The sequence below is a fragment of the Mesorhizobium denitrificans genome (genome assembly GCF_003403035.1).
Classification (GTDB): Bacteria; Pseudomonadota; Alphaproteobacteria; order Rhizobiales; family Rhizobiaceae; genus Mesorhizobium_G; species Mesorhizobium_G denitrificans.
Genome location: NZ_QURN01000011.1, coordinates 35,065 through 52,226, shown reverse-complemented (window position 1 = coordinate 52,226; position 17,162 = coordinate 35,065). Strand labels below are relative to the sequence as shown.

At 56.4% G+C, this 17,162-nt stretch carries 14 protein-coding genes; 3 read left to right on the top strand and 11 right to left on the bottom strand.

What is annotated here, in order from left to right:
- Nucleotide 1 precedes the first annotated feature (1 nt).
- Together DY251_RS14600 and DY251_RS21295 are read left to right on the top strand one after the other, a co-directional pair.
- Nucleotides 2-1,636: a GMC family oxidoreductase gene (locus tag DY251_RS14600; RefSeq protein WP_116624656.1), complete on the top strand. Its 1,635-nt coding sequence runs from the start codon at nt 2-4 to the stop codon at nt 1,634-1,636.
- Between the two features lie 72 nt (nt 1,637-1,708).
- Nucleotides 1,709-1,945 (top strand): hypothetical protein, encoded by a 237-nt coding sequence (locus tag DY251_RS21295; RefSeq protein ID WP_137113853.1) that lies wholly within the window; start codon nt 1,709-1,711, stop codon nt 1,943-1,945.
- A gap of 189 nt (nt 1,946-2,134) precedes the next feature.
- On the opposite strand, the gene DY251_RS14590 is transcribed toward DY251_RS21295, so the two are convergent.
- The 3 genes from DY251_RS14590 to DY251_RS14580 form a co-directional block, all read right to left on the bottom strand.
- The gene (locus DY251_RS14590; protein ID WP_245415980.1) at nt 2,135-2,464 is read right to left on the bottom strand and encodes a helix-turn-helix domain-containing protein; all 330 of its coding nucleotides are present in this window, start codon (nt 2,462-2,464) and stop codon (nt 2,135-2,137) included.
- A gap of 241 nt (nt 2,465-2,705) precedes the next feature.
- Nucleotides 2,706-3,725 (bottom strand): helix-turn-helix domain-containing protein, encoded by a 1,020-nt coding sequence (locus DY251_RS14585; RefSeq protein ID WP_158553261.1) that lies wholly within the window; start codon nt 3,723-3,725, stop codon nt 2,706-2,708.
- A gap of 74 nt (nt 3,726-3,799) precedes the next feature.
- Entirely contained in the window at nt 3,800-4,828 is a 1,029-nt protein-coding gene (locus DY251_RS14580) for a helix-turn-helix domain-containing protein (protein WP_116624652.1), read from the bottom strand.
- A gap of 972 nt (nt 4,829-5,800) precedes the next feature.
- Here DY251_RS14580 and DY251_RS14575 point away from each other — a divergent pair.
- Nucleotides 5,801-6,913: a DegT/DnrJ/EryC1/StrS family aminotransferase gene (locus tag DY251_RS14575; protein WP_116624746.1), complete on the top strand. Its 1,113-nt coding sequence runs from the start codon at nt 5,801-5,803 to the stop codon at nt 6,911-6,913.
- Between the two features lie 58 nt (nt 6,914-6,971).
- On the opposite strand, the gene DY251_RS14570 is transcribed toward DY251_RS14575, so the two are convergent.
- The 8 genes from DY251_RS14570 to DY251_RS14535 all read right to left on the bottom strand — a co-directional run bounded on the left by DY251_RS14570 (nt 6,972) and on the right by DY251_RS14535 (nt 17,110).
- Nucleotides 6,972-7,547: an acyltransferase gene (locus tag DY251_RS14570; RefSeq protein ID WP_116624651.1), complete on the bottom strand. Its 576-nt coding sequence runs from the start codon at nt 7,545-7,547 to the stop codon at nt 6,972-6,974.
- A gap of 9 nt (nt 7,548-7,556) precedes the next feature.
- Nucleotides 7,557-8,537: a Gfo/Idh/MocA family protein gene (locus DY251_RS14565; RefSeq protein WP_116624650.1), complete on the bottom strand. Its 981-nt coding sequence runs from the start codon at nt 8,535-8,537 to the stop codon at nt 7,557-7,559.
- Between the two features lie 25 nt (nt 8,538-8,562).
- Nucleotides 8,563-9,720 carry a glycosyltransferase family 4 protein gene (locus DY251_RS14560; RefSeq protein WP_245415973.1) on the bottom strand — a complete coding sequence of 386 codons (1,158 nt, stop codon included), beginning with the start codon at nt 9,718-9,720 and terminating at the stop codon, nt 8,563-8,565.
- Nucleotides 9,717-11,009, bottom strand: coding sequence for a hypothetical protein (locus DY251_RS14555; protein ID WP_116624649.1), 1,293 nt, complete (start codon nt 11,007-11,009; stop codon nt 9,717-9,719). The genes DY251_RS14560 and DY251_RS14555 overlap by 4 nt, the downstream gene beginning before the upstream one ends.
- Before the next feature lie 25 nt (nt 11,010-11,034).
- Nucleotides 11,035-12,939, bottom strand: coding sequence for an asparagine synthase (glutamine-hydrolyzing) (gene asnB, locus DY251_RS14550; protein ID WP_116624648.1), 1,905 nt, complete (start codon nt 12,937-12,939; stop codon nt 11,035-11,037).
- A gap of 2 nt (nt 12,940-12,941) precedes the next feature.
- Nucleotides 12,942-14,252, bottom strand: a complete 1,311-nt coding sequence (locus DY251_RS14545) for a lipopolysaccharide biosynthesis protein (RefSeq protein ID WP_170971412.1) — start codon at nt 14,250-14,252, stop codon at nt 12,942-12,944.
- Nucleotides 14,253-14,295: 43 nt separating this feature from the next.
- Entirely contained in the window at nt 14,296-15,600 is a 1,305-nt protein-coding gene (locus tag DY251_RS14540) for a nucleotide sugar dehydrogenase (RefSeq protein WP_116624744.1), read from the bottom strand.
- A gap of 139 nt (nt 15,601-15,739) precedes the next feature.
- Nucleotides 15,740-17,110 carry a DUF2793 domain-containing protein gene (locus DY251_RS14535; RefSeq protein ID WP_116624646.1) on the bottom strand — a complete coding sequence of 457 codons (1,371 nt, stop codon included), beginning with the start codon at nt 17,108-17,110 and terminating at the stop codon, nt 15,740-15,742.
- Nucleotides 17,111-17,162 lie beyond the last annotated feature (52 nt).

Genomic DNA, 17,162 nt, shown 5'->3' with positions numbered 1-17,162 from the left:
CATGACTGACTTCATCATCATCGGCGCCGGCCCTGCTGGCTGCGTACTGGCCAACCGGTTATCGGAAGACCCGGCCAACTCAGTTCTCCTTCTCGAAGCAGGCGGCAAGGACTGGCACCCGCTGATCCACATGCCCGCAGGCTTCGCGAAGATGACCAAGGGCATCGCCTCGTGGGGCTGGTCCACTGTCCCGCAAAAGCACATGAAGGACCGCGTCTTCTGGTACACCCAAGCCAAGGTCATTGGCGGCGGTTCCTCCATCAACGCGCAGATTTACACGCGCGGCAACGCGAAGGACTATGATCGCTGGGCCAGGGAAGAAGGCTGCGAAGGCTGGTCCTATCGCGAGGTCCTTCCCTACTTCAAACGCGCCGAAGACAATGAGCGTTACGCCAACGATTACCACTCCTATGGTGGGCCGCTTGGCGTCTCCAACCCGATTTCGCCGCTGCCTATCTGCGAGGCCTATTTTCAGGCCGGGCAGGAAATGGGCATTCCCTTCAATCCCGATTTCAACGGCGCACGGCAGGAAGGGCTCGGCTACTATCAGCTCACCCAGAAGAACGCGCGCCGCTCATCCGCCGCCGTCGCCTACCTCAATCCCATCCGCGATCGGACGAACCTTACCATCCGCTCAGATGTGCTCGTCACGCGCATCATTGTCGAGAGCGGCAAAGCCGTCGGCGTAGAGGTCGTAGATCGTCCCGGCGGACAGCCCGCGATGCTGCGCGCCGAGCGTGAGGTGATCGTATCCTGCGGCGCCATCGGCTCGCCCAAGCTGCTCATGCAATCCGGTATCGGTCCCGCCGACCACCTGAAATCCGTGGGCGTAACGCCGGTCCACGATCTGCCCGGCGTGGGCTCCAACATGCAGGACCATCTCGACCTGTTCGTCATTTCCGAATGCAGCGGCGATTACACTTACGACAGCTACGCCAAGCTGCACCGCACCGTCTGGGCGGGCCTGCAATATATCCTGCTCAAAAAGGGTCCGGCAGCGTCCAGCCTCTTTGAAACCGGCGGTTTCTGGTACGCAGACCCCACCGCCGACCAACCGGACATTCAGTTTCATCTCGGCCTTGGTTCAGGCATCGAGGCGGGCGTCGAAAAGCTCAATAATCCCGGCGTCACGCTGAACTCGGCATTCCTGCGCCCCCGTTCGCGCGGCACGGTGCGCCTGCAAAGCGCCGATCCCGCCGCCATACCGCTGATTGATCCCAACTACTGGGCCGACCCCTACGACCGTGAAATGTCACTCAAGGGCCTGCGCATCGCGCGCGAAATCATGAAGCAGAAATCGCTCGCCCGTTATGTCATGCGCGAGGTTCTGCCCGGCGACAAACTTCAAACCGACGACGAACTGTTTGACTATGCCTGCCGCTCGTCCAAGACCGACCACCACCCGGTTGGCACCTGCAAGATGGGCCACGACCCGATGGCCGTCGTAACGCCCGACCTCAGGCTGCGTGGCATTCAAAACCTGCGCGTGTGCGATGCTTCCGTCATGCCGCGTGTGCCGTCGAGCAACACCAACGCCCCGACCATTATGGTTGGCGAAAAGGGCGCGGACCTCATTCTAGGGGTTCCGCCCCTTCCACCGGCAGTGTTCGAGGGCAACAAGTCAGCCGCCGCTTAGACGCCACCGATCCTGAAGCGTCTATTGATTCACCGCCCTTCCGATGACAGGGAACTGGATTATGTTTGACGAATGCGCAGCCGCAGCTTTTGCGGCGCGCGATTTATCGAACTGCATGTGTTCAAGAACAATATCGACGATCTGTTCCTGGTCACGCTCATTCAAGCCCGGAAACGCGGTTTCGACTTCCATTTTCATCAACCGCGCCAGCGTGTCTGGGTCGAATGGTCGGATCAGCAAGTCCCGAAACTGATGCTCAAGTTGGCGCAGTTTGGGATGAAGCCGCTGTGGGAAATGATGCCCCGATGAAACCATAGTCGGCAGAACTCCAAGTTGACAAACTTGTGAGATCGCCGCCACGACTTCACATATAAGCAATCTCTAACATCAACTCTTTACAGAACATCTTCGACATCACATAAAATTTGAGCAATGCGTTTTGCGCACCCCTTGGGGCGTTGCGCAACCGACTTCCTCAAATACCCTTAGACATTGATTTTACGCTACTTTTTCGATTTCTGGACCCGAGAGAAGCGCCTCCATAGGCACACTCAAAGCCAGCGAAAGACGATACAATGTGGTTACCGATCCACTTCTGCCGGTCGTCTCCATCTGAGACAACATGCTTGGGGTAAGCCCTACCAAACGCGCCAATTCAGCGGCCTTCAGCCCCCGCGCTTTGCGCAGCGCACGGACCGGTGACTCGCCACGGCGAATGGCGCTGACCGCTTCTTCCGGTATCTGCTCAACCGACGGTTCCCGCCAGTTGGAAGATTGCTTGTGACGCAGCACCGAGAGCATCAACTCATACTCACGCTCCGGTATCACGGCCAAGCGTTCATGCCTGCCAGGCACACGAACAAACTGAACATTGACCGCGAAGGCCAGGTCTTCAACGAAGTTACTAGGCCGAGCTTCCGATATAAGCGAAACCGGGGCGGGGCTGTCGAACTGGGAATCTCTTGCAAGCACGAGAATGCATCCCTTTTAAAACTAATATTAGATATTAATAATGTATATGACAATAAGTCAAGGCATATTTAACCATACCGATTTGGTCCTTTTTTGATTATATTTCTTGGGTGTCTCGGACTTGGCCGAGCCATTCCTGTATTGATCGCGGAGCCTGCGCCAGAGGCAAATATTCGAAGTATTTTCCTTCGCGCGCATCCTTTGGGCTGTAGCCAAACTGCGATTTAAACTGTCGGCTGAACAACGCAGGATCCTGAAATCCGAACGAAGCCGCCAAAACGTGAATTGGCCGCGTTTCCGTCGGATCAGAAATTGCCGCATGCACCGCGACCAGTCGGTGCGATCGAACATAGGCGCTAACTCCGCCGATCTGCTCGAAAAGGTAATAGAGTTGCCGGCGAGACAGTTTCATCGCCAGGCAAATGTCGTCCGGCTCCAGCCGATCCGATGTCAGGTTTTCCTGAATGTATCGCTTCACCATCTCCAGCCGCACCGCCATCAGCGGACGCGACGGATTGTGATTCACCGATCCAGCCTGATCTGCCAGCCCCTTCATCACGATGAATGCCGTTTCGACAAAAATCGGGATGTCGCCTATCGGCGTAGAGGGCAGCAATCTCACCATAGAGATGAGAAATTGAATAGCGATTTGTTCCGTAATTCCATGAAGAACGGTATGGTTCAGCCGGTCCAGCTGATCAGCTATCGGCAGCAAATGATCACGCTCAATGAACAGCGAAATCACGCTTCCTTCGCCGATGCGCCCTTCCGATGGATACGCCAGCGAATCGAGCCATAGCGATTTCGGTTCGACGCTCAAATTGCGTTCACCGCATCGGCTAAAGGTGTGGCCCAAACTGCGATAGGTCAGCACCCAATGATCCAACCCGCTGCGCCTTATAAGATCAGCGTCGCGCCGAAACTCAAAGGCATCGGTTCTAAGATTGAGAACAGCCATCTTTCCGAGATCATAGCCACGCGCGTCTACGCGAAATCCCTGATTTGACCTTGCCAGGTCCGGCAACGAAATTTCTGCGATATTTTCGATACTGTCGCGCCAGATCTCGAACTGGTCGTCTATCGGGGCAGAGCACGTTTCGAGGCGATCTTCCCGCACGAACCCGTCGACATATCTATAGTTCTGGTTTGCGAAAAAACATTTGGTTGTCGACTCGCTAACCTCGGCACGCATTATGCAGCACGCACCACGGGTTCAGCGTCCTGTCCGGCGACAATACCGCTCGGTTGACCATATTGGACACCAGAGCGTACCTGATCTGGCCCATAACCAAATTCCTGCCGAAACAGATTCGTAACGCGAGTTGGATCGATGCCGTAATGCTCCGCGATGCGTCCTATGGGGCGCTGGTCCGTCGGATCGTTTATCGCGACATGGCATCGCTTCAGGCGCTGGCTCATTATATATCGCGCAACGCCACCATATGATTCGAACAGCGAATAGAGCTGCCGGCGCGAAATTCCGAGCCAGCTCTGGATACTCTCCACTGTGAGGCTCGGCTGCGTTATGCGCTCATCAATATACTGCTTGGCGCATTCGAGCCTGTTACGGCTCGCAGCGCTGGCCGATGCAATCGAGTCTTCAACCCGTATGATGCACGCTCGAACAAGTTTGTTCGTTACCGCCTCAACGATTGACTGCTCGCTGTCGGACATTTTCGCCAGGCAGTTCCAAAGGGTTTCCAGGTAGGCCGAAAGAAGCTCGCTTGCTGCGAATTCTGCAGTGCCTGCACAAATGGCCTCGATGTGAGTCTCGAGCCCTTTGAACGTCGTGCGCGGAAAATGCACGATCATCATATCGCCGCCAAGATTCCAATCCGACTTCAGATCGGACGCAAATTGAAATCTGATGGCCGGTTTCGCACATTCAGCACAGGCTCGGTCTGTGAGGCTCGCCTTTTGATAGACAAGCACCCATTCGTGCACCGCGGCAGCTCCGCGACCACGCGCATCATCAGAAATTTTGCTGCCGCTTGGAATCACGGAGAAAATAAGCCCACCAACCTTGTAGGATTGGGCATCGCTTGAAGCGCTTCCATTTGTCATTTGTCGGCCACGGTCTTCCATTGCCGAGCCGCTGACAGCGAAAATAGAACATAGTGCATCGGAAGCGAAATCGCATTTCGCACAATCGGCTCCGACAAATATTTCGTCGCGAACTTCTTCCATCTCTTCCCGCTCAGAGTCCCTTGCTGCTGCCATCAGGCCCCAGTCCCCGAGATTCAATTTAAGGAGAATTGCAGTTCAGACGCTGTTTGCTTCAGCACTAGACTCAACGTACCCCCATTTTCGAGACCTATTGCCCGCTCGCAGCAAGGCGTTCCATGGCAAATAGCGGCCATGGAAGAAGTTGCAGCAAGCAAACCAGGATTTTAAAACTTCGGCTTTGAACAAGACCGTTTCCAGTCACGCGAAACCAGAAGGATTTCCCCCAGAATTAGCCATTCTCGAAAACCAGCCCGAACCCAAAACCCAACCTAATAAAGTTATTTATATTAGCGGAATTTAAAATGTCAATAAACTATCGGTCGCTTGTTTTTTGGGGTGCGCTTTGAATGGTTCACTGTCGAGCCACCATTCAGCGCGAGCTTGTCAACGCAAACTGCGACAAAGCTCTAATCGCGCAACCAGTTTCGCCAGTATTTTCAAATGAATATGCGAATAAAACGAATAGCCAAACGCCACATCCAACACGCCAGTCCTCAAAGCCCAGACCCGCATATTTGACCTGTGTTTAACCCAAAAGATACCTAATCAAGGATCTTCTGTTATTCATGTTTTGATCCAAGTCAATCGTTGTTAAGACTTTTTTAACCCAAATTGAACGCGCCAATATCTATGCGCCGGGCGAATCAAAAAATTGCTTTATCGATCTTGCAAAAAAAACGGAGCCTACAGGTGGCGGCCTGTAGGCTCCTACACTGCCTGCCGAGACGGTTGTGCGGAGTAAGGTGGCAAGCGGTGTTGAATTCTGTTTCGCAAGTCGCGCGTGCGAAATCCATGTCGCAAAAATACAAAGTGCTAATTTACCGAGCAATTTTATCCGCGAAGGCCACATAAGCAGTCGGCAAATCCATAACGCTCGGTTACGAGCCAGAAAACCACGTGATTTGCGCGTGGTTCCATCCGCGTATAAACACCGCGCAAAACACAAAGCTGCAAGAAGGTAATTCAATGCAATTTATTGACCTGGCCGCCCAGCAGGCTCGACTTCGCCCACAGCTCGACCGCGCAATCGCACGGGTGCTGGATGAGGGGCAGTATGTCATGGGGCCGGATGTTGCCCGTTTCGAAAAGCAGCTGGCCGAGTTCTGCGGCGTAAAGCACTGTCTTTCCTGCGCGAACGGCACCGATGCGCTTCAGCTTGCTCTGATGGCGCTTGGCATCGGTGTTGGCGATGCGGTTTTCGTTCCGTCTTTCACCTTCGCGGCTACGGCGGAAATCGCGCCGTTGGTCGGTGCCACGCCGGTTTTCGTCGATGTTCTGCCGGACACTTTCAACATGGACCCGGCAAGCCTGAAGCGCGCAATTGCGCAGGCCAAGGATGATGGCCTGCGTCCCGCTGCTGTGATTCCTGTCGATCTATTCGGGCTGGCCGCAGATTATGACGCCATCGAAGCTATTTGCCGCGAAAACAACCTGAAGCTGGTTGGTGACAGCGCGCAGGGTTTCGGCGCGAGCTATCATGGCCGAATCACCGGCTCTATCGGCGACATTGCAACCACATCATTTTTCCCGGCCAAGCCGTTGGGCTGCTATGGCGATGGCGGCGCAACATTTACGAATGATGATGAGCTTGCTGCCCTGCTCGATTCCTATCGCGTGCACGGCAAGGGCCATCACAAATACTTCAACGACCGCGTCGGCCTGAACAGCCGTCTCGACACGTTGCAGGCTGCGATCCTGATCGAAAAGCTGGCCGTTTATGCCGATGAGCTTGAAGCCCGCCAGAAGGTCGCAGAGCGCTACGATGCCGGTCTCTCGAATCGCTACGAAACGCCCTATATCCCGCAGGGACAAACCAGCGTTTGGGCACAATACACGCTCAAGACGGCAAACAAGGCCGAGCGTGATGCGTTGATGGAAAAGGCCAAGGCCGCAGGCATTCCCACGGTGATTTATTACCCGATGCCTCTGCACCAGCAGAAGGCATACAAGGAGTTCCCGCGTGATCCCAAGGGCCTATCGGTCAGCGAAGATCTTTCGCAGCGCGTCGTGAGCCTGCCTATGCATCCCTATCTCGACCGCGAGACGCAGGACCGCATCATCGAAGTCGTCGCAGGCTGATAATTCGCATGAAGGGTGTGGAGAAAGCGCTTCTCGACACCGGCCAGCAGGCCTGCGGCTAGGCGGTCCCAACCTTCAGGCGCAGCTTTCCGCCCACTTCTTCATATTGTTCGCCGGTACGCGGGCAAACCAGCGTTTCGTCCAAAATCTCGCCAGCGCGCGACACCCAGCCGATTCGCCGCGCCGGCACCCCTACCATCAGCGCAAATTCCGGCACATTCTTCGTAACAACCGCGCCCGCGCCGATGGTGCAATAGGCACCCAGTTCGTGCCCGCACACGATCGTTGCATTCGCGCCGATCGTCGCGCCGCGCCGCACTTTTGTCAGCCTGTATTCGTTCTTGCGCTCCACTTCCGAGCGCGGATTCAGCACATTTGTGAAGACGCAAGACGGCCCGCAAAAAACGCCATCCTCCAGTTCGACACCTTTGTAGAGCGCGACGTTGTTCTGGATCTTGCAATTGTCGCCCACGGAAACATCCGGGCCGATCATCACGTTCTGGCCAATCGAGCAATTCTTGCCGACCCGCGTGCCGGGCAGCAAATGCGCAAAGTGCCAGACCTTCGTGCCGTCGCCTATTTCGACATTGTCATCCACATAGGCGCTCTCGTGGACGAAAAACTTGCTGCTCATCGCCGTCTCCTATGCGGTCTGTAGTTTGAGGTTCTCGGTCAGCGCCTTTTCGGCGCGGTCCAGCACGCGCAGCACACGCGTTCCTTCCGCACCGTCAGAGCGCGCCGTTGTCCGGCCATCGATGCAATCGGCGAAGTGCTGGCATTCAGCCTTCAGCGGTTCCGATTTCGCCACCGCAATGGGCACCGCGTCAGCCTTGGTAGGCACCGGCACCGCACCGCTCGTGTCGATCTTGTGCGGATAAAGCAGCAGCTTCTGTTCCCACTCGCCAAGGCTGTCTTCAAACACGGCCGACGCCTTTTCACCGATCACCACAAGCTTCTGCTCCTTGAACGGATGCATCCAGCAGGTCTGCACATGACCGGCCACGCCGCTCGGAAAATGCATCTGCATCGTCACCATATCGGCCACGCCGGGCGTATAGGCCACGCAGCCTTGTGCGGAAACATGGTGTGGTTCTTCGCCCGTCAGACCCAGAATCATGGAGATGTCGTGCGGCGCAAAGGACCACAGCACATTCTCCTCACGCCGAAATTTTCCGAGCGACTGGCGGTTGGAATAGACATATTGCAGCTTGCCCAGTTCGCCCGCCGCCACCATCTCGCGCAGCTTCACATAGACTGGATGATACTGCAGCAGATGGCCGACCATCAGCGTCAGACCCGCCTTGTCCGCAATCGCGCAAAGCGCCTCTGCCTCACCGATATCAATCGTGAGCGGCTTCTCGACAAACACATGCTTTCCCGCCTGCAACGCGGCTGAGGCAAGCTTGAAATGCAGTTCGGCGGGCGCGGCAATGGAAACGCCGTCGATAGCAGGATCGGCCAATACCTCGTCAAACGACGCTGCACGAACGCCGTGCGCCTTCGCACCCGCTTCCGCCGATGCCGGATTTGGATCGACAATCGCCGCCAGCAAGCCCAGTTCGGCAAAGTTGCGGGCTATGTTCTTGCCCCAGTAGCCGTATCCGATATGCGCTATGGACGCCATGAATGCTCCTTGGTGATCAACAATCTCAGACGACGGGACCGGCGTCTTTTTGCGGCGGTCCCACCAGTTTCGAATAGACCGCCAGCAACTTCTTTTCCTCGATACCCCAATTGTATTTTTCGCGCACCGCGCGGGCACCGTTCTCGCCCATGCGCCGTGCCATTTCAGGGTCGTTTACAATCGTGTCGATAGCATCTGCAATTGCCTGCGGGTCTTCCGGATCGACCAGCACACCGCAATCGGCATCATCGACAATCTCTCGCCACAGCGGAAAATCCGAGGCAATCACCGGCAGTCCCGCCGCCATGTACTCAAACATTTTGACGGGCAGCGAATCGAGATAGGCGCGGGTCGGCAGCAATGTCACAAGGCCCGCGATCGATTCTTCCAGAATTGAGCGAACCTTGTCGCGGGAAACGAAACCCGTCGCATCGACATGCTTCCATTCCTTGGTCTGCATCAGTTCCTTTTCCAGTTCTCGCTCAGCAAAATTGCCTGCAAGCGTCAGGCGCACGCCCGACTTCACCAGGCCAAGCGCCGAAATGATCTGACGAATCCCGCGAACCGTCGTTATGCCACCGATATAGCAGACCTGATTCTTTTTGCGGCTGCGGGTGGCTGCACTCATTTCAAGTTCGCCGGGCAGCGGAAAATTGTTGATCGCCTCGGAGGCAACACCCATCGCTCGAAACGATTGGGCAATGACGGGGGTAGCAGCGACAACAAAGTCCAGCCGCCTGCAGATCGATTTCTGCCCGGCTTCCGCCAGCACCGACGTCGTTTTGCGGACCGCAACCGGCAGATAATGCTTGGAAAGAATTTGTCGCGGCAAATCCTCATGCGCGTCGAAGATGACGGTCTTGCCTTTCAGCTTGAGCATCACTGCGTAGGGCAAAAGCTCAGGATCATGCAGATGATAGACATCCGCATCGAGCTTTAGCCCGGCAGCAAACACCCTATATGCCGCACCGACCATTCTGGACAGCCTGCCCGATGCCTTGCCGACATCGGTGAAGGTCACGCCATTCTCGGCGGAGTTGCCCAGCCCGTCGGCGACCACGAGATGCGCGTCATACCCGGCGCGCGCAAGGCTGCTGCATTCCTTCAAGAAAATGCGCGCATCTCTACGCGGGTGCGCAGAGGTAAGATGAGCCGTCTTGATACGTTTGGTTTGAATGGTCACGTCTTCCTGCTTTTTTCCTCCGGCGCACTAATCATCGCCAGCAGTACAATCGACACGAGCATTCCGTGGGTCAGAAAAAGAGTGATGAAATCCGTTGAAGAGAACATCGTCGCGACCTGAGCCGTAACTATCGACGCTACGAATGGCAACCCCAGCTTACGCCCAAATGCGTTGAGATAAGCCAGAACCAGCCCCACACCCGCCGAATAGAACACAACGCCCCAAAACCCTGCCTGCGCGAAACCTGAGCCGATATAGCCGGTGTTCGCGGCGGTAAGGTCGCTGTTCAGATATTCACTGCCAATCAGATTGGGTAGTGGCACCCCGTAAGGGTTCACCACCAATCCTAACGTAAGTCGCGATGTGGACCACAGGTACTTATCGTTGTTCTGAAAGAACGCGATGTGAAAATAGTCCAGCAGCGTCGGAACCATTAATCCGCGTCGAGCAATGATGCTGACAAACCATCCCCAATTATCATACCCATCGGATTCGAGATAATATATCGCGTCGAAATATGACAGAACCAATAGAAACATGACGCCGATCAAGGCCATCAAATACCCATTGTAGAATTTCAGAGCAAAAAATATCCCGATCGACATTATTATATAAAGCACTATTCCCTTGTGACCAGTGAAACCAAACATAATAACTGCGAAAGCCAGAAAAACGACCGCGAATATTGGCTTTTTATAATAAAGAGAAACAACCACGCCGAAAGGAACGACGATCTTGGAAAAGATCGGCGTCAAATAGCCGAATATGCCCGGCAATGAAGCCGCGGCATTATCGCGGAAATCATAGACGAGTCGCAGGTCGAGATTGAAATTCGAGAGCCCGCTAAAGGCGAGATAGGAGAACAGCAACGCTCCTGTCGCAAAGGCCAGCGCAAGCATAACCCGTTTGGGGTTCAGATTGGACACGCTCGGCGCCGACACCGGAATTGCGCTCACTGCATAAACGATAAGAAGCGCCGTCCAGATGATTTCAGCATTGTGCTGCGGCTTGCCGCCCAACGAATAAAGGATCAGTGACGGGATGAGCTGAAGCGTTATGGCGAGATTGAGAAAGAACGAGCGAACCCCAACCTTGGCGGGGGTGATGATGACAAACGCCGTTAGCACACAAATCGAAGTAATGATCTTGGAGCGGTCGACGTCGAGGTCGAAGCCCATATAACCCCAGACCGGGGCTATGTAGATGATGTAAAGCTCCGCAAGGATCGCAAACATCAAATAATACAGGATCAGCAGATAGAAGCGGTTTTCCTTCCTTTCCTTTTCCATGGCTTGAATCCGTAATGGGGACAGGTCAGGCGTGGCCTGCCCGTCCACCGATCCTCATGCTATACCATCGCACATAGTTCACCCAGCGCCACACCTGCCAGTTGAACGGCACTTTCCCTCCAATCACCCGGTCGAACGCCGCCAGCATCGCGGCGCGGTCGATGAACGGAACATTGTCTGCGTCTTCCAGCCATGTCCTGATGAGTGGAGCAATACTGAGAAACCAGCTCTTTTCCGGGGTGGCAAAGCCAATCTTGTCGCGGCGGTCCAGAACTGCGTCCGGCACGATCCCGCGCATTGCGGCACGGAAAACATGCTTCGTTTCCCCCGTATCCGAGATCAGATAGTTCTCCGGCAAGGAGAGCAGCAGTTCGGCCATCGGAATGGTCAGGAACGGCACGCGGCTTTCAATGGAAAACGCCATCGCATTGCGGTCGCCGTGCCGTAGCAGATGCGGAAGCCCACGCTGCTGAAGCGCATGGGCAAGTTGTTCGATCACCCTGCGCCCCTTGTTGGCCGGGTCGAGGGAGATCCGGTTTTCGCGAAACACCACGCCCGCATCGCGCAAAACATCTGTTTTCAGCCAAGCTGGTTGCGCGTCGCGGCCAAGCGCCTTGCGCGCTCTCAAATAGACGGCATCGGGAAAGGTCGCCCGCCCCAGCAGCATCCAGGCCTCCTTGTAGGAGCGCCCCGGCCAGTCAGCCCAGTTTTTGACGAAGCGATGCATGGATGTGTATTGGCCATTTTCCATCAGGCTGAGAAGGCGCTGACCCGGATAACCGGAATAGCCTGCAAGCAACTCGTCCGCGCCTTGGCCGTCGAGCGTAACTTTAATTCCGTTCTCTTTCGCCAGCTTAAAAACACGATACTGCGCATAAATACTGGTGCTTCCAAAGGGTTCACCCTGCGCAGTCACCACGGCATCAATATCACGCGCCAGATCCTGCGCACTCGCACGGACCTTATGCGGAACGGCGCCCGTCACCTCGTTGATCAGGTCGACCCATTTTTCTTCCGAGAGTTCGTTGCCTTCGGCAATATAGCTGAAGGTATGCAGCGAAGCCTTGGGTTCGACATGCCGGATTGCGCAGACCACGGCCGAAGAATCCACTCCGCCGGAAAGCGCGGCCCCCAGCGGCACATCGCTGCGCAGATGTAGCCTGATATTGTGCAGAAAGCGCTCACGCACCGCCTCGACAGCGTCATTGAACGATAGATCGACTGCCTTCGGAACAGGTGCGCGCCACCATAGTTCCGGCTCCCCGATGCGGTTCGTGCGCAGATCGATTTCCAGCAACATCCCCGGCAACAAATGCCGTGCGCCTGCAATGAACGATTGCGGCCTGCCATCATATTCGCCATTGACCAGATAGTCATAGGCGCGCTGAAGGTCAGGAAGAGGAACCGTCCCGCGCAATTCGACCAGCGCCGGAAGTTCCGACGCGAAAACAAAGCTGTCGCCCTCAATCGAATAGAAAAACGGCTTGATGCCGAACGCGTCACGCACGCAGGTCAGTGTCTGCGCGCGGCGGTCATGCACAGCAAAAGCAAACATGCCCTCAATGCGGGTGAGACATGATTTGCCCCATTGTGCCCAGGCAGTGAGCAGCACTTCCGTATCGGAATCGGATCTGAAGCGGTGACCAAGTGCGCGCAGTTCTTCGCGCAACTCGCGGTAATTATAGACCTCGCCATTAAAGACGATGACCAGCGACCCATCCTCGCTCAGCATGGGCTGATGGCCACGTTCGCTCAGATCGATGATTGAAAGTCGATTCTGTCCGATTGCCACGGTGCCAGCATCGGTCCGGGTCGTTTCGTGGCCGTTATCGTCAGGCCCGCGGTGGCGCATCAGATCGAGCGCAGCTGTCAGCCGCCGCTCGATAAGCGGAGTATCGGTCCTCCAGAAGCCTCCGGCGATTCCGCACATAGTCAGTTTCCTCCGTCTGCGAGCGGTGGCGCAGACCGTTTTGCATCATGGGTTCGCGTGTGACCAATGATGACCACACAAGCGAAAAGATAGCCCACCAGATTCGCCAGCGAGAGCGCAATAATCGCTCCAAGTGCGCTGCCGGTCACGAATCCATATAGCAGCGCGGCACCACGCAAAACGAGCATCATCGATTGAAGCATCAGGTTGATGTTCTGCGCGTTTGTCGCCATCAGCACCAGCGATATGGAAGAAAACAGAAACTGGCCGAACAGACCTATCGTCAGCCAGCTTGCGAAAAGCCCCGCCTCGCGCCAGGCCTCGCCGAATGCGAATGCAAACAGCGGTTCGCCAGCGAGGAACATTATCAATACCGGAAGCGCGAGAAAGGCCGACATCGCCAGCAGCAATTTCATCGCCAGTTCGGAGATGCGCCCAACCTCGACCGCTTTGCGACTGCGCGCATAGAGAACCTGTCCGATGGATTGGCTCAGCAACCCGAGCGGCACCGCAAGGACCCTTTCGCCCAGCATATAGAATCCCGCGATTGCCGGGCTGAACAGCAAGGCCAGCAGCAGGTTCGGCAGTTGAACACTCAGCGTATCGATAAGCGCCGCCGCCACATCATATTTGGGAAAGCGGTCGTAGCGCCGTGCGAGATATTTCATTCGCGCAAAAAATGATCGCTGCGTCCCGGCAAAGCGATGCCCGGTGCCCGCGGCGAGTCGAAACGCGCCGGACGTTTGCCCAACAGCATAGCCCGCAGCCAAGCCCGCGCCGCCAAAACCGGCAAATCCTGCACCGATCTGCACCACCACCATCGCGATTGATTGCACGATGCGGGTGCGCGCAATCGTTCCAAACTCATGTCTGCGCACCGCCCACAAGCGAAACGCCCGGTAGCTACCCGCTCCGATTATGGCAATCGGCAATATCCAGAGAATATCCGAAAGTTCTGGCGCATTAAGCAGCTGCGCCAGGGGCGCGCGCCAGATCACGACAGCCGGCGCAACGAGCAGTGCAACTGCGCAGTTCAAGCACAGTGCGAGAGAAAGCACTCCGAATGCGTTCGCATCGCTGCGCGGAAGCGGAACCGCCAGTTCATAGCGAAAGCTGGAGACCACCAGCACAAGCGCGAAAATCGCCGTGAAAACAGCAAACGCCCCAAAATCCGCCGGCCCGTACAGGCGAGTCGTGAGAGGCGTTGCCGCCAGCACGACAAGCTGGGCCACCACGCTTGCCGAGACCAGCGTCCCTACGGATTTCGCAAAAGCGCTACGCGCGATCGTTTGCTTTGCATAGCTCAGGACCACGCACAGTGCCCTCGTAGGGTGAATACCCTGCTGGCCAAGAGCCTCACGCCTTCACCAGCGTATCGAATCCTTCACGGAATTTGCCACGCGTATCCACAACAAGACGAGCGTTCGCGCGGATCATGTCGTAGTCGAATTTCGAATGATCCGTCAGCAGCACGACGCAATCATAGCTTGCGATCACTTCCGGCGTCAGCGCCACCGAACTCAGCTTGAAATTATGCTCGCGCATACGCGGGAAGACCGGAACGTTGGGATCGGAATATTCGATCACCGCGCCCTTGTCGCGCAGGATCTCCATGACCTCGACCGAGGGCGATTCGCGCATGTCGTCAACGTCGCGCTTGTAGGCGATGCCAAGTGCCAGTATGCGGCTGCCCTTGAGCGATTTCTGACGGTCGTTGAGCGCGGTGGCGATCTTGTCGACAACCCATTTCGGCATGTCGCGGTTCACCTCACCTGCCAGCTCGATGAAATGCGTATTGAGACCGTATTCGCGCGCCTTCCACGTCAGGTAAAACGGATCGATCGGTATGCAGTGTCCACCGATGCCCGGGCCCGGATAATAGGCCGTGAAACCGAACGGCTTGGTCTTGGCCGCATCGATCACCTCGAAGATGTCGATGTCCATCTTGTCGGCAATCACCTTCATCTCGTTGACAAGGCCGATATTTACCGAGCGCTGAATGTTTTCGAGCAGCTTGGTGAGCTCGGCAGCACGCGTTGAGCTGACCGGCACAACCTTGTCGATTACCTGCCCGTAAAGCGCCAGACCGACCTCGAGGCAGGCCGGACTATAGCCGCCACAAACCTTGGGGATTGTGCGCGTGGTGAAATGTTCATTACCGGGGTCTTCGCGTTCTGGCGAATAAACGAGAAAGTAGTCCTCGCCCACCTTGAACCCGCGCTTGGCAATGCGCGGAAGCAGTTCCTCATCTGTCGTGCCCGGATAGGTCGTGCTCTCCAGCGACATCACCTGCCCTTCGCGCAGGTGCGGCAGCAGCGACGCGACCGTATCGAGCACGAAGCTCAGATCCGGCTCCCTGTGCTTGCTGAGCGGCGTCGGCACGCAAAGGATCAGCGCGTCAGCTTCTCCGGCGCGCGAAAAATCGCTGGTCGCCTCAAAGCCGGCCTTTCGCGCTTCTCCGACGCTGGCGCTGCTGATGTGATCAATGTAGCTCTTGCCCTGCATAAGCAGGTCGATCTTGCTTTCATCGATATCGAAGCCGATGACCTTGTAGCCTACCTCGCAAAACCGCAGCACCAGCGGCAGGCCGACATAGCCGAGCCCGACAATGCCAATGGTTGCGCTACGCTGGCCGAGACGCTGCACCAGCTCCTGCTTGATTTGGTTTGATTCCGACAACGTTCAATCCTTGTTCGAGCGCTGCGTATAGCAGCGGGAAATCTCCTTGGCGGCCAAATAGCAGGTACAATCGACGCTTCCAAGGCCAATCGCCTGCGCATTTTAACGGGACCACAGCCTGTTACGCTGGCCAACTGTTGGTTGCCGCAACGATCCCGATATTATCGTCCACCGTTGTGATCCCGCCCATCAGCGCCGGGCAGGCCATCTGGTAGCGATTGCCGGTTGTCTTGGCAAAGAGGTTCAGCGTCGTGGGCGTATAGCCAAAGCTCTGCCTTAACGGAACGCTGTCGTAAATCGTGAGCGACACCCATCCGGCAGATGGCTGTATCAGCACATGGTTCTGATAGCTCGTCCCGTTCAGCACCAATGTCTGGCCTGCCGTGTATTTGATCAGGATGTCATCATCTATTGCCCGCAAGTAAGCGTGAAACGTCATATTCGGCGCACGCAGAAACTGGCTTGAAAGCACGCTGAGATAATATGTAACCGAAAGATGGGTCACGGGTGAGGCTGTCCCGCTCCCATGCGTGAACTCCGCAATCCAATATTCAACGCCATAGCGGCGGTAGGACGCATCGCGTATCATATCGACGAGCGCCTTTGCCGAAGCGTTCAGCGTTCCGGCAGTACCGCCATAATCCGTATTGTTGGTGATGAATTTCGCCAACCCTGCAACTGTCGTGCTGTTGTAACGCGACAGATAGGATGGGAGCGTAAAGGTGGTAACACCAACCGTATTGACGCCCGATCCTGCAAAGCGTCCGCTATCGGCATAGAGGTTGAGCGAATAATCCGAGAGGATATTGTTGCACGGAAGCCGAACGACCCCGGTCGACTTGTTGATTGCCAACGCTTCCCGCCAGGTCGCACCATCGGCGCTGACCTTGAGCGTAAAGTCATCATTGCCCACCAAACCGAGTTCGGCGCGGCCCGAATAGGCTGATTGCATCAGCAGCGAAAGCGTATTGGCCGCCGCCTGCTTGTTCATCACGTAGCGCAGATTGCCCGTCCCGCCTTCGCCGGTGGATTTCGCGGTCCAGAGCGCATTGTTCAGTTTCGCCGCGAAAGGGTTGGTCGCGTCGGCAGCGGTCCCGATGCCCGCCAGCGGCGCGTTCTTGATGCTCATCCCGTCGAGCACGCCGTCAAGTGCGGCCTGAAGCTCAAGCCAGTGCGTCCCGTCCCAGAAGCAAACTGCGCCCTCATCCAGAATGGCGGCAATCCAGCCCGGCACCGGCTCGAAAAAGGCCCACGCTCCGTCCTGCCAGGCTGCAACCAGCGCCTCCTTGCCAGCCCACGCACCTGTAGCGGATGCACCCACAATATACCTGTCGCCCTCGGCGGGCGAAGCCGGCGGCGCTCCGGTCACACGCGATACGACAGCCAGTTGCACCAGCGCATCGAGGCGGCGCAGCGCCTCGTTATGCGTCACATGCTTCTGTGCCTGCGATGGCAATATGTAAGGAAGGGCGAGGTTTGAGGTTTCTTCCAAGGCGCAACTCCCGTGAGGTCAATGTTGCGCCAATCCTAAATTCGCCGACTCA

Excerpts from the sequence above, each read along its gene's own strand:
- DY251_RS14600 (WP_116624656.1), top strand. The coding sequence starts at position 2 with ATGACTGACTTCATCATCATCGGCGCCGGCCCTGCTGGCTGCGTACTG.
- DY251_RS21295 (WP_137113853.1), top strand. The coding sequence starts at position 1,709 with ATGCGCAGCCGCAGCTTTTGCGGCGCGCGATTTATCGAACTGCATGTG.
- DY251_RS14580 (WP_116624652.1), bottom strand. The coding sequence starts at position 4,828 with ATGGCAGCAGCAAGGGACTCTGAGCGGGAAGAGATGGAAGAAGTTCGC.
- DY251_RS14575 (WP_116624746.1), top strand. The coding sequence starts at position 5,801 with ATGCAATTTATTGACCTGGCCGCCCAGCAGGCTCGACTTCGCCCACAG.
- DY251_RS14570 (WP_116624651.1), bottom strand. The coding sequence starts at position 7,547 with ATGAGCAGCAAGTTTTTCGTCCACGAGAGCGCCTATGTGGATGACAAT.
- DY251_RS14565 (WP_116624650.1), bottom strand. The coding sequence starts at position 8,537 with ATGGCGTCCATAGCGCATATCGGATACGGCTACTGGGGCAAGAACATA.
- DY251_RS14555 (WP_116624649.1), bottom strand. The coding sequence starts at position 11,009 with ATGGAAAAGGAAAGGAAGGAAAACCGCTTCTATCTGCTGATCCTGTAT.
- asnB (WP_116624648.1), bottom strand. The coding sequence starts at position 12,939 with ATGTGCGGAATCGCCGGAGGCTTCTGGAGGACCGATACTCCGCTTATC.